Genomic DNA, 12,924 nt, shown 5'->3' with positions numbered 1-12,924 from the left:
GTGTAGCAGGCACGGCGGGGATGTCCGCCACAAAGGAAAACGCCCATCCGTGGTGGATGGGCGTGCCGTTTTATGGACAGGTCAGGAGGTTTTATCCCCTGGGTGCATAGGTATTACACCAGCCCTCGGCATTGACCAGCACGTCGGTGAACTCCGGGTGGCGGCACTTGCCCCAGCCGTCAGCCTCTTCCCCTGCCCAGAAGGCGCAGGATTCGCACTTCTGGCCGGACTGGTATTTCTCATGGTCTGCCTCAGAAGCGTCGTTGACGTAGTCCAGGGCATGGCCATCCTCTGCCTTTGGCAGATCCTGGGCCTGGGCGTTACCGCTGTATGTGGCAAAGCGTGCCAGGGGGACGGCAGCGATACCCAGAGCGGCCGTTCTCAGGAAAACGCGGCGACTCGGATTGTGGTCGTTCATAACTCAACTCCTCTCATCACTGTTTTCTTTCGATGGTGCCTGTATAAAAGGCCTTTCACGGCGGCCTGGCTTGCGCGTTTTTATTATTGCCAGTAATACCAGCCTACAATGTGATTCGTTGAGTGTGCATGAACAGATGACAATGTTTTGACTCAGGTCATCGAGGTGTGTGCATGGCGGAAGTTGTCTTCAAGCGGGCTTCTGCCATGCACACGTGGTGATCAGACCCGGAAGCGGCCGACCTGGTCGGTGAGTTGCCGGGCATAGCCGGCCATGGATTCACTAAGTGAGTTAAGGTCCGCCGAGCGGGTATCACTCTCGTTGGCCAGGTCGTTGATGTCGGTAATGTTGCGGTTGATCTCGTCAATCACCTGGGTCTGCTCCTCGGTAGCCGAGGCCACGCTGGAGTTGACGTCGGTAATGTCGCTCATGGCCTGGAGAATGGACGACAGCTCGGTTTCCGCGTCGGCGGCCAGTGTCTCTGTGGCCCCGGCCTGCTCGCTGCCGGTTTCCATGACTGAAACAATGTCGGCCACTCCTGACTGAAGGGCCGTGATCATGCCCTGGATGTTTTCGGTGGACTGTTGGGTGCGCTGGGCCAGGGTGCGCACTTCATCGGCAACCACCGCAAAACCACGCCCCTGCTCGCCGGCCCTGGCGGCTTCGATGGCAGCATTCAGGGCCAGCAGATTGGTCTGCTCGGCAATACCGCGGATCACGTCCAGTACCGACGTTATGTTGTCGGAATCCGCCGACAGCTTGCGGATGACCTCCACGGCCCTGTTGATCTGCTGGGCCAGGCGGCGGACCTGCTCGGCGGACTTTTCAACGATTTCGCCACCCTTGCTGGCATTGCCCTGGGCTGTGCGGGTCACTTCCGCTGCCCGGGAGGCGTTGCCGGCCACTTCTTCAACGGCGCTCTGCATCTCGTTGATGGCAGTGGCTACCATATTGATGGACTCGGTCTGCCGGGAGACGCCGTCGCGGTTGTCAGCCGCGGACTGCTCCAGCTGGTTGGCGCCACTGGAGAGTTGCTCCGATAACTCCTGGATATTGCGGATCATGCCCTGCAGGTTGGCCAGCACGGCATTGAAGGATTCCGCCAGTTGGCCCAGGTCATCGTTGTTTTCCACCGGCACGCGCTGGGTCAGGTCCCCTTCGCCCTGGGCTATGTTGTCCAGCTGTTGCCGCAAGGTGCGGATGGAGGCGATGATCAGCTTGAGTATCGCCAGGAACACCACTACCGCGATGATCAGTGCGGCGAGCGTGACCACGATGGTGATGATCACCGCCTGGTTCGCTTCTGCCGAGGCCTCTCCTGCCCGGCTCTTGGCCAGTTCGTCTGCCATCTGGCCGGTGCGGTCGAAGTAGTCACGAACCGCCTCGAACAACGCATCGGTTTCGGCACTGATGAGTTCCCTGGCACCGTAGGTATCCCCGATCTCTGCCCGTTCCAGGGCGGTTTCGGCCGATGTGCGCCATTGCTCGAAGGTGCTTTCAAAGCCCTCCATCTGCGCGCCAAAGCCGGTGCCGGTCAGGCGCTGCTGGGCGTCGAGGATACGGTCCCGGGCCTGGTCGGCATTTTCATGGAAATCGGCCAGCAGGTCCTCGGCGGCCTGGTTGCTCTCCCGGGCGCGGATATAGCCATTCTGGGCCACCAGGGCCTGGTACAGGTCCCGGTCGCCGTTAAGTATCTCGCTGGACGCCGGCAACAGATTTTCCGCGAGGAAATCCGTACCCGATACCAGGTTGCGGGCGGTGATGACACTGAGGGTGCCGAGGACAATCACAGCGATGGCAGTGATGACAAAGGGGAGGGCGATCTTGGTACGAAAACCCAGTGCGTTACCGATAGCCATTGGCTTACTCCGGTTCTGTATATTTTTTAATAATTGTTTGAGAAGTATAACCGGAAGCGTTGTTTTGGAAACTGTTCAGAGGTTGATCTATGTCTGTTTTTGTATCGGAAGGTTAAGGGACGTTGCCGGAAGGTTTCCGATCACTGTGCCCAAGGGAGCGTTCCGGAGACACCTGGTCCCGCACCAGCTGTTTGAGTCGGGTGATTTCGGGAAAGCCGCCCATCTCTTTCCGTGACCAGATGCGGGTGTCGTCCACCCAGACCTCGAAGATGCCCCCGGAGCCCGGGTGAAGGGTGAGTTCGCTGATCTCATCCTCGAAGGTGGTCAGCAGTTCCTGGGCCATCCACGCGGAGCGCAGCAGCCAGCGGCAGCCGGTGCAGTAGTGGATATGGACGTGATGACGGGCTTCTTCTGACATGGCTTCAGCCCCGGTGGTCAGAAACGAACGGGTTGGTCTCGCGCTCGTGGCCAAAGGTGGACATGGGGCCGTGCCCGGGGACAAATTTCACCTCATCCCCGAGGGGGAACAGCTTGTCCCGGATCGAATGGATCAACTGCTTGTAATCCCCTTTCGGGAAGTCGGTGCGGCCGATGGAGCCGTTGAACAGCACATCGCCTACCTGGGCAAAGCCGGTCGGACGGTGGAAGAAAACGACGTGGCCGGGTGTGTGCCCAGGACAGTGCAGCACTTGGAGCTCCTGGTCGCCAAAGGTGACCCGGTCGCCGTCCTCCAGCCAGCGGTCAGGGGTGAAGCGGTCGGCGTGGGCGAAGCCAAAGCGCTGACTCTGCATGGGCAGGCCTTCAATCCAGAACTCGTCATCCCTGTGGGGGCCTTCCACCGGCAGTCCAGTCTGCTTCATCAAAGCCGCAACGCCGCCGGCGTGGTCGATATGGCCATGGGTGACCAGGATCTTCTCCAGCTCGATGCCTTCTTCGTTAACCACTGCCATGATCTGGTCCATATCGCCACCCGGATCAATGACCACACCCTTGCCGGAATTCTCACACCAGAGCAGGGTGCAGTTTTGCTGGAAAGGAGTAACGGGAATAACGCGGACTTTCATGGAGTGACCCCGAGTCAGGTTGGGCGAGAGTTGCCTGGCTGACGGGAGTATATCGGCTTGTGGAAGGACCTAAAAGCCGGTGCTCAGCTGATGCTGTCGACCCGGTCCCTGCCGGCTGCCTTGGCGCGGAAGAGGGCCTTGTCTGCCTGGCGGAGCAGATCATCCAGGGTGATCTGCTGACCGAAGGAAGCTGCAATGCCGAAACTCGCAGTGCAGCGGATCTTGTCATTAGCCACCGGGAAGATCTGGCGGCTGAACGCCTGCTGCAGGCGCTGGGCAAGATAACGTGCCTTGGGGAGGTCCGTGGCGGGTAGCAAAATGGCAAATTCTTCGCCACCAAGCCTGGCCAGAATGTCCGAGTCCCGCACCGTCCGGCGAGCGGTGGCTGCCAGGCCCCGGAGGACAGCATCACCGGCGGCATGACCCCAGTGATCATTCACCTGTTTGAAGCGGTCCAGATCGAACATGATGACAGCTACCGGTTCACCCGTGCGAAGCGCCTGGCTGATGACCTGGTTGCTCAGGTTGAAAAACGCCCGTCGATTATTCAGGCCAGTCAGCTCGTCGGTATCAGCGAGTTTCTCTGCCTCGGCCTTGGCCGCCTTCAGGGCCTGCTCCATCTCCTTGCGCTCGGTGATGTCGGTGGCAATTTCCATGCGTACCAGCCGCCCGTCGATCCAGCGGATTGCCTGGTCCCGGCACTGGTACCACCGGTGATTGGCGGTGTTCTGAAATTCCCAGACCACCGGCCCGGTTGAGTTGCCTTCCTCGTCAACCAGCTGCGGGTTGGTACAAAAAGCACAAGGCCCGTCCTGGTCCTTCTGTAATACTTGCCAACACTTCTTTTGCCCGACCTTGCCCCAGAACTGTTTGCCATAGTCGTTAAAGAAGATCAGATCGTGGGTTTCCATATCCGCCACATAGACGAGGGCATCCAGGCTGTTGAGTACGGTGGCGATAGCCTGGTAGTTGAGGTCGTCAGAATGTGAAGCGACCGGAATGCTGGGTGAGGACGGCGTCATGGCAAAGATTTCATCGGTATTATTGATGTTCGTCGATGAAGTGTACCATTTCTGATCAGTTCAGCGCGTCACTTTTATCGGTATATAACGGCCTCTTTCGGGTTGGTGGATTTGATAATCAGGCCGCCACAGGCAGGGGTGAATGCCTGCCCTGGCCCGATAGCTGGAACAGCCGCTCAATCACCAGTAATCCGATCAGGTCCTCCTTCCTCCGGTCCGTGAAACGGGCCACATGTCGTTGGGCGTTGGCAATGATGGCTTCCGCTTCCTCGGGGTGGCGGCAATAGTATTCGATCTTCTCCGGCAGGTCGGAATGGTCGTCCCTTAGCTCGACATAGTGATAGCCGGGGACCAGGGTGCCCTCCATGAACCAGGTTTCGTAGCGTGGCCGGCGCATCAGACACAGGGAGTTGGATGCCATGATCCACTTGAGGTTGGTGGCCACATCGATGCCCTCCAAGCTGACAATATACCGATAGTTCAGTTGCTGCTGTACCGACATGAAAGGCTTGTGCCAGGGTTGGGGGTCGGGCTCCTTGTGTTGCGTGCAGCCGATGTTGCAACGGGGGGTATCCATGAACTGTCGGGCAAACTCGATGCGATGGTCCCGATTGGACTTGCCACGCCAGACTGCCAGGGGTTTCTTGGCCCGGAACGGCTGCGTATCCCGGTAAAAGCGATAGTGGCGCACCGAGTTGAGCTTCAGCAGCAGGCTGTTTTCATTGAGGCTGGTTGAGGTGATCGGTCGGCTTTTGAGCAGGGTGGGTTCCGGCTGGAACTCGGTAATGTCGCCAAACCGATAGTTGACCAGAAGGTGCCCGGGGAAGTGGCGGATGAGGTGCTCAAAGTCAGCGCAGTAAGCACGGCTTTTGCCCCTCGAGCTGAAGTCGCTGATCGCTTCCCATTGCCCGGAGGGGGAAACCGGATGGGCAAGACGATTGTAATAGCTGACCCGGGCATCAATCTCGGCCCGCATCTGCGGTTCCATCCGGCTGTACCACCCCAATAGTGCGCGACGCCGGGCCTGCCAGATTTCCCGTGGCACAAGCGTGCGAAGCTGGTTGCGGGTATAGAAGCCGGCCTTGTGGAGCGGCTTTGACAGTTGGCTGAACATCGTCGTTTCCCCAGGGATTGCCCCGATAGGTGCTCATTGCACACGACGAACGTTACAAACCTGTGTCTCAGCAAACTGTCATGAAAATATCAGGAAACTGTCAAACCTGTTCACTGGCTGTTGTTGAATGGCTGGCACCCCTGAGCATGGCGTGCAGCAGCTCTTCCGCATCGAACTTGGTGAGGGCTTCGTTGGCCCCGACCTGCTGGGCGTAGCTGACACTCATCTCGCTGTTGAGCGACGTGTGCAGTATCACATAGGGCTGGTGCATGGACCGGTCGTCCCGCAGATGGAAGGTGAGCTCATAGCCGTCCATACCCGGCATCTCGATATCACTGACCAGGATGGTGACCGGGTTCTGGTCCCGGTTGCCCTGAACCATCTTGTCCAGGGCGGTCTGGCCGTTGCCGGTGACTTCGTAGGGAATGTTTTCCCGGTCCAGGGCGTCGGCGAGCTGGCGCCGTGCCACCTGGGAATCGTCCACCACCAGGATGCGCTGCTCCCGCAGGGTTTCCCGCTCCAGGTCGGTGAGCTGGGTGGGGTTGGCGCGCATGGATTCCGGGTACACCCGGGCCAGCAGAAGCTCCACATCCATCAGCTGCACCAGGTCATTGTCGATCTGCAGTAGCCCGGTGATAAACGCCTGGTCGCCCAGGGCCCGGGGTGGCGCCTGTACCTGTTTCCAGTTGGCCTCGACAATGCGGTCCACGCTGCGCACCAGGAAGCCGATTTCCTGGCGCTGGATATCGGTGACGATGATCGAGGCGGTCTTGCGGGCCTCGGCATCCAGGGCCGGATAACCGACAGCCGCGGCCATATCGATCACCGGTACTGCGGAGCCACGGAAATTCATGGTGCCCATTACCGCCGGATGGCTGTGGGGAATCTGGGTGAGTCTCTGGATGGGCATGATCTCCCTGATTTTCAGGGTGCCAAGGGCCGACAGCCGGTTGCCGGCCAGTCGGAAAAGCAGGAGTTTCTGGGGTACGGCGCTGGCTTCAGTCATGGGGCTTCCGGTGGTTACGCAGATCAATGGCTGCTATAGCGTAGCCCATAGCGTTGTAACACTGCAGGCTACGTTTGTTTCCGTTTGTACTCCTTCAGGTTTTCGGGTCTGTTCCGGGAATCTTTAGCCGGTACCAAAAATATCCTGCTGATAGCGGCCAGCCTGCATCAGCTCCTGCAACCATCGGGACGCTTCTTCCCGTGAGCGGTTTCCGCAGGTCTCGGCGATACGGATCAGGCAGTCCCGCACGGCTGGCGCCATACGGGCGCCATCGCCGCAGACATAGACCGGGGCGCCGCCTTCCAGTAACTGCCAGACTTCCTCCCGTTGCGCCCAGAGCGCGTCCTGCACATGACGGTGGGGGTAGTCCGCGAGGGCGGAGTAGGCCGGGTAGATGGTAGCCACACCCTGTTGCTGCCAGTGTTCCATCTCGCCCGGATACAGCCGGTCGTGGCCCGGGTGGCGACAGCCGGGGAACAGTATGTTGCAGGCGGTGGCCCGACCGTGTTCACGCTGCAGGCTGCGCTCCTCCAGGAAGGCCCGGAAAGGCGCGATCCCGGTACCGGCACCAACCAGGATCATGGGCTGCCCCAGGTCGGCTGGCGGGGCAAACGGTGGTGATGGGGTGCGGACCTCGGCCAGTATCTCATCGCCGGCTCGCAGGTCCTTCAGCAGGCTGGTGGCCACGCCCCGATATTCTCCCCGGCCGGACCAGGCCGGCGCCGCCACGGTACCTACTGTCATTCGAACCTGCCCTGGATGCGCCAGGGCACTGGAGGAAATGGAATAGAACCTTGGTCGCAGCGGTGGGCACAGGGCGGCGAAGACTTCAAACGGCAGGTCCACTGCCGGGAACTGCTCCAGCAGGTCCAGCACCGACTGACGCCGCTCCTGGATGTCGTGGTGATAGCGCTCGCTGTTTTCTGCCAGTTGGGTCAGTGACTCACGGCTATGGGGACAGGGGCTGTGGGCCGCCAGCACCCGAAGATCACGGCGGCTCGCCGGCTCCTGCAGTTCCAGGAACTGCGCCAGCAGCTGGCCGACACTCAGGGTTGCGCCGGCGGGCAGGTGGGCGGGGCAACGCTGCTGGTCCGTATGGACCAGATCAGACGGGGCCACTTCCAGGCGCTGGCAGGCCCGGGTGACCAGCGCCTCCCGGTTGGTGGGGTACACCGCCAGGTGGTCTCCGGTCTGGTAGGTCATGCCGTCCGGCAACTCCAGCAGGAGGTCCCGGGTTGAAGCCCGGGGCCGGTCACCGGTGAAGTCCGTGAGTGTGTCGGCGTCGGTGACCAGTTCGCGGTTGTGAAGCACGGTCAGCCATTGTGCCCGGGCAGGGAGTACCTGCGCCCGGGTGTGCCGGCTGTCCACCAGGGACAGGGGCAGGGCTATGCTGTCTGGGTTGCTTTGGGACGATTCTCCCAGGGTCTGCCAGAAGTCGTCAAACCATGCCTCGACGGCGCCATCGAAGTCACCGTTGCCATCAGCTGCGCCCCGCTCAAGTAACCGGGTGGCGCCGGTGGTCTGCAATGCCTCGTCCACCCGCCGGGGGAACGCCTGGTAGTTGACCCACTGGGTGTTACCACAGCCCAGGACTGCAAAGCGCAGCCCCGGGCGCTTTACCCCGGAAAGGCCCTCTTCATCCAGCAGGGCCTCGAAGGCCCTGGCACTGTCCGGTGCATAGCCGTTGTAGGTAGCGGTGACCACCACCAGTATTCCGCTTTCCGGTAGCTGCTCAGTCAGGTCATCCAGGGGCACACTGCGGGCATCAAAGTCCAGGTCAGCAGCCCGGTTGGCCAGCTCCTCGGCAATGTCCCGGGCGGTGCCCAGGGCGGATCCCCATGCAACGGTAAAGGGCTCGCCTTCGCCACTGACCCCGTGGTGTTCCGGCGAGCTGGCCTCACTGATCGAGGCTTGCTCGGTCCGGGTCACCAGCCGGTCTTGTTCCTTGCGGCGACGAACCCGCAAATAGAAATGATCGGGCTTGAGGGTCAGGGTTTCCTTGATATCCAGCCGGTAATCGTGGGGGTCATCCAGGGCAAAGCGCTGCAGGATCATGGCCAGGGCCAGCTTGGCCTCCGTCAGGGCAAACTGCCGGCCGATGCAGGCCCGCTGGCCATTGCCGAAGGGCTTGTAGCCGTGGGGGTGAATCTTCGCCTCGTTCTCAGGCAGGAAGCGGTCGATATCGAACACGTCCGGGTTATCCCAGACCTTCGGGTCCCGGTGCAGGGATGGCAGGTGAATGGAGATGCCCTGGTTACGGGGCAGCCGGTACCGGCCACCGATCACTTCATCCTCGTAGGGCGCCACCATGAAGGCCGGAGCGGTGGGCCACATGCGCAGGGACTCTTTCAGGACACGTTCGATGACATCCAGCTGTGCCAGGTGCCGGTACTCCGGAATCGTATCACCAGGTAGCACCCGGTCTACCTCGGCATAGGCCCGGGCCAGGACATGGGGGTTGCGCATCAGGAAGTAGAGGGTAAACGTCAGCAGGCCACTGGTGGTTTCGTGGCCGGCCACCAGGAAGGTGAGTACCTGGTGGCGAATGTTCAGGTCGTCCAGCGGCTCGCCGGTCTCCGGATCTTCCGCCGTCAGCATCAGGTTGAGCAGGTCATTGCTGGCGGTGGGGTTTTCCCGGCGCTGGCGGATCACCTCATCCACCAGTTCGTTCATGGTGTTGATATCGGCCAGGTACTCCGGCGGATCCTTGCGGAAGCGCTCCAGCATGGGCAACCGGGTCAGCTTGGCCATGTTGGCGGCCAGTACCCGCACCATGGATCCCAGAAACGGATGCAGGTCCCTGGACCGGAAGGAGTCGAAACGGTAGTTGAAGCCTGCGAGGGAGATGGTGTCCAGGGTCAGCCGGGTCATGTCATCGGCCACCAGCAGGTCTTCGCCCTCATGGGCCTGCCAGTGATCGCACAGCTGCCCGGCCACTTCCCGCATGGCCTCGAAATAGCCCTTCATGGCTCGCTGGCTGAAGGCCGGCATCAGGATGCGGTGGGCCTTGCCCCAGGCGGCTTCATCGCTCTTGGCGGTGAACAGGCCATCGCCCACAATATCCCGCAGCAGGGACAGCGGTGGCCGGATCACCTTGCGGAAGCGAGTCTCGTCGCAGAGTTCCGCCACCAGGTCCGCCGAGAAGGCAAAGGGGATCCTGGTACCGGCAAAGTCCATCTCGAAAATGCCATCGAAATCCCGGGAGACCTCCAGGAAGTACTGGGCCATGTGGTCCTTGGGGATCTGCAGCAGGTTACCCAGCAACGGCAGTCGTGGCGGGTGCGGGAACGGCTGCAGTTGCTCTGCTGGCTGTGTCTGGCTGGGGGCGCCCGGGTTATGGCTCATGGTCGTTATTGTTGCCTTACACTGTAGGGTTGATAAAAATCTACCTTACGGTGTAAGGCTGGTCAATGACTCTTGATCCGGGCATCATTGATCAGATTCATGTGTATGAAGGAAGCCATAATGCCAAGGCCCAGCAGCCGGCAACGACGCCAACCCCTGAACCCGGAGCGGATCTATCGGGCCGCTCTTGCGCTGATCGAAGAGAACGGCGCGGACGATCTGAGTATGCGTAAGCTGGCCGGCGCGCTGGGCGTGGATGCCATGTCTCTCTATCACCACGTGGAGAACAAGCAGGCGCTGTTGCAGGGGGTATTCCAGATCGTGCAGGAAGAACTGGACCTGCCGGAGCCGATGCCGGCGGACTGGAAGGAAGCCTTGCGGCAGTTGGGGCAGGGATTTCACCAACTGGCCCAGCGCTATCCACGGGTGTTTCCACCCATGATTACCAGCCCCTGGGGTACCGAGCGGGAGCAGGAGATCTTCCACTACATCCAGCGGGCGCTGCAGAGGGCTGGCGTGGCGGAACAGGACATGCCACGGGCTACCAGTGCGCTCTATACGTTCGGTATTGGTATGGCCAATGTGGCGGCCAATGGCCTGCGGTTCCGCCCCCTGTACGGTGAACCGGAACCCGTAAACGAAGCGTCGGCCCATGGCACCAGTGACGCGGATGCGCAGTTCAGCATAGAGTTGATGCTGGCGGGAATTGAAAGCCTGGTTTCGGAAGGACGTCACTGACCAGGAGTCCCTGATCAGTGACGTGTGCGGTCAGCCTTTCTGCTGGCTGGCAATCAGGTTGCTGATCTCCTGCTGGCCCTGGGCGCTGCCCATTCCCGGCACCTGATCGCCGGTGCGGTCAGAGATTTGCGCGAAGTGGGCCGCGATCTGATCGGCGGCATCCTCGTCGTCACCAATGTAGACACCCTTGGTCAGGGTGATATGGGCGGTCTCGAAGGAGCCGGCGCCAGCGGCCAGGATAGTGCGGCTGGGGGCGTCCTCGGAGCACAGGAACACCACGCCCGGAGAGACGGTCTCCGGCTTCAGCTTTTCCAGCACTTCTGGAGGCATCAGGCCTTCGGTCATTTGGGTGGCAGCGGTGGGCGCCAGGGAGTTCACCCGAATGTTGTACTTGTGGCCTTCCAGGCTCAGGGTCTGCATCAGGCCCACCAGCGCGAGCTTGGCGGCGCCGTAGTTGGACTGGCCGAAGTTGCCGAACAGTCCGGAAGACGACGTGGTCATTACAATACGGCCGTATTGCTGGTTACGCATGATTTCCCACACCGCCTTGGTGCAGTTCACTGACCCCATCAGGTGCACGTCCAGCACCGTTTTGAAATCGTCCAGTTCCATCTTGGCGAAGGTCTTGTCCCGCAGGATACCGGCGTTGTTGACCAGGATATCCACCCGGCCCCACTGGTCCATGACCTTGCTGACCATGGCTTCCACCGCATCGTAATCGGACACGGAACAGGCGTGGCTGATGGCTTCGCCCCCGGCCGCCCGGATTTCCTCGGCAACCGCCTCGGCCGGCTCGGCACCGAGGTCGTTAACAACAACCTTCGCACCACGGGCCGCCAGCGCCAGCGCATGGCAACGGCCCAGCCCGCCGCCGGCACCGGTAACAATGGCAACCTGGTCGTTCAGTCGGATGGTCATGGTTGGTTCTCCTGAATTGTCTGTTTATCGATTGGTCACATTGTTGAAAGTGGTCGAGTATAAATCGATCGGACGCCGAATGTCGCTGTGATCGTATTGCCGTCAAACGGGAGAGTCTCCATCAAGGTGGAGGGCAATCAGAGGCTCTGTGCGAGCACAGTCACCTGATCTCTTACGCCGCCGAGGATGCTTTCGCTGATCGCAGAGGGAAAGTCCGCTGGTATGTTGGCCTCCACCGCCTGGATAGCATGTTCTGCCTGCCCGACCACCTCGTGGATCAGTGACTTTACCCGTTCCGTCGAAAAACCGACATGATCAGCGGTACTCAGGAAATGCCGCGGCTGGATACGGACCCAATGGTAATGGCGGCTCTTGCCCTTGAGTGACATAGCCATTTTGGCCCGGTTAGCCGGCAGGCTTCCCTGTGCCATCAGTGGATAGGCGGAAATGACATCGTAAAGCGGGGTCATACGATAAGCAGAGCCAGGCTCGATATACAGACTGAAGTTTTTGGCATGACCATCAATGGCTGCCAGCAGCCAGAATAGGATCTGGGTTTTGAAGAACATGGCCCGGTCTTCATTGGCCTGTTGCGAACCCAGCAGTAGTTCCATGCTATCGTGGATGCCAGGTCCACCTTCGTTCTCGTACTTGAGCGCTGGTGAGATACCAAGAGCCTGGCAGAAGTCCTCCTGTGGGAGACGCACCAGCCATGACCTGTCCGCAGACCACCGCCGGTCAAAGCGCTCCACGATCAGGACAGTATGCTGTCCGAACTGTGCCAGGTTTGCATTGGCTGTCGGTACTCCAAATGCAGCCAGCAGCTGAAGACATAACCATTCATTTTCGCTGCTTTCGCGCAGGTCGATGTGGCTGTGTTCCAGGTAGCCTATGGGTAATTTGAATATATGGGTGGTTGGTGTACTGCCGCGAGGGCGCTGCCATTGATTGTTGTGCCAGAGTAACGCAGTTTTTTCCTGGGCACCGGCCAGGGAAATGCGGAAATCGTGTTCCTTTCCCATACCGAGAGGTGCGCCCTGGTAGCTACTCAGGAGGCGATCAATCTCCATATCATGTAGCGGCTCTGCACTTATCGTTCTGACGTCGGGTATTGCCTGATTTTCCGGGTAGAGCTGGATGGCGCCAATACAGTCGCGACCAACGCTGGCCAGCAGGTCGAATGGATGATTGGTTGGCGTCTGGAACCTGGCCTGCATACGGGCCCGGATACCGTCGGAATCCGGCAGCAGGTTGTCAAAAAAGTTATATACCACTTCGCCCTTATAAGGCCGGAACGATAGTGGTAATGAGAGAGAGATGGGGCGCGCCCCGGGCTGATCGATCCAGTCACGGTGGTACTGGAAGGTCATGGCACCGGATTTTTCCAGTGCCAGAAGGCCGACCTCCAAGCCATTCATGGCAACGGTGAGTTTCGGCATT

At 60.3% G+C, this 12,924-nt stretch carries 11 protein-coding genes; 1 reads left to right on the top strand and 10 read right to left on the bottom strand.

Annotation, left to right across the window (positions count from 1 at the left end; all coding sequences use genetic code 11):
* Positions 1 to 91: 91 nt before the first annotated feature.
* The 8 genes from ACESMZ_RS07815 to ACESMZ_RS07780 all read right to left on the bottom strand — a co-directional run bounded on the left by ACESMZ_RS07815 (position 92) and on the right by ACESMZ_RS07780 (position 9,828).
* Positions 92 to 418, bottom strand: coding sequence for a high-potential iron-sulfur protein (locus tag ACESMZ_RS07815; RefSeq protein ID WP_372958447.1), 327 nt, complete (start codon positions 416 to 418; stop codon positions 92 to 94).
* Between the two features lie 221 nt (positions 419 to 639).
* Positions 640 to 2,277, bottom strand: a complete 1,638-nt coding sequence (locus tag ACESMZ_RS07810; RefSeq protein ID WP_372958446.1) for a methyl-accepting chemotaxis protein — start codon at positions 2,275 to 2,277, stop codon at positions 640 to 642.
* Positions 2,278 to 2,389: 112 nt separating this feature from the next.
* Positions 2,390 to 2,695: a SelT/SelW/SelH family protein gene (locus ACESMZ_RS07805; RefSeq protein WP_372958445.1), complete on the bottom strand. Its 306-nt coding sequence runs from the start codon at positions 2,693 to 2,695 to the stop codon at positions 2,390 to 2,392.
* A 4-nt stretch (positions 2,696 to 2,699) separates the two neighbouring features.
* The gene (locus ACESMZ_RS07800) at positions 2,700 to 3,341 is read right to left on the bottom strand and encodes an MBL fold metallo-hydrolase (protein WP_372958444.1); all 642 of its coding nucleotides are present in this window, start codon (positions 3,339 to 3,341) and stop codon (positions 2,700 to 2,702) included.
* 83 nt (positions 3,342 to 3,424) lie between these two features.
* Entirely contained in the window at positions 3,425 to 4,363 is a 939-nt protein-coding gene (locus ACESMZ_RS07795) for a GGDEF domain-containing protein (RefSeq protein ID WP_372972449.1), read from the bottom strand.
* A 118-nt stretch (positions 4,364 to 4,481) separates the two neighbouring features.
* Positions 4,482 to 5,477, bottom strand: a complete 996-nt coding sequence (locus ACESMZ_RS07790; RefSeq protein WP_372958442.1) for a glycosyl transferase family 90 — start codon at positions 5,475 to 5,477, stop codon at positions 4,482 to 4,484.
* A 100-nt stretch (positions 5,478 to 5,577) separates the two neighbouring features.
* Positions 5,578 to 6,483 carry a chemotaxis protein gene (locus tag ACESMZ_RS07785; RefSeq protein ID WP_372958441.1) on the bottom strand — a complete coding sequence of 302 codons (906 nt, stop codon included), beginning with the start codon at positions 6,481 to 6,483 and terminating at the stop codon, positions 5,578 to 5,580.
* A 123-nt stretch (positions 6,484 to 6,606) separates the two neighbouring features.
* Complete coding sequence (locus ACESMZ_RS07780; RefSeq protein WP_372958440.1) at positions 6,607 to 9,828, bottom strand: bifunctional cytochrome P450/NADPH--P450 reductase; 3,222 nt, start codon at positions 9,826 to 9,828, stop codon at positions 6,607 to 6,609.
* A 120-nt stretch (positions 9,829 to 9,948) separates the two neighbouring features.
* Between ACESMZ_RS07780 and ACESMZ_RS07775 the strand changes: the two genes are divergently transcribed.
* Positions 9,949 to 10,566, top strand: a complete 618-nt coding sequence (locus ACESMZ_RS07775; protein WP_372958439.1) for a TetR/AcrR family transcriptional regulator — start codon at positions 9,949 to 9,951, stop codon at positions 10,564 to 10,566.
* A gap of 30 nt (positions 10,567 to 10,596) precedes the next feature.
* Here ACESMZ_RS07775 and ACESMZ_RS07770 read toward each other — a convergent pair whose 3' ends face one another.
* Together ACESMZ_RS07770 and ACESMZ_RS07765 are read right to left on the bottom strand one after the other, a co-directional pair.
* On the bottom strand, positions 10,597 to 11,484 hold the full coding sequence (locus ACESMZ_RS07770) for an SDR family NAD(P)-dependent oxidoreductase (RefSeq protein WP_372958438.1): 888 nt from the start codon (positions 11,482 to 11,484) through the stop codon (positions 10,597 to 10,599).
* A gap of 137 nt (positions 11,485 to 11,621) precedes the next feature.
* On the bottom strand, positions 11,622 to 12,923 hold the full coding sequence (locus ACESMZ_RS07765) for a type II toxin-antitoxin system HipA family toxin (protein WP_372958437.1): 1,302 nt from the start codon (positions 12,921 to 12,923) through the stop codon (positions 11,622 to 11,624).
* Position 12,924: the final 1 nt, after the last annotated feature.

This window comes from Marinobacter sp., from assembly GCF_041690615.1.
Taxonomy (GTDB): Bacteria; Pseudomonadota; Gammaproteobacteria; order Pseudomonadales; family Oleiphilaceae; genus Marinobacter.
This window is presented reverse-complemented; position numbering and strand designations above follow the sequence as displayed.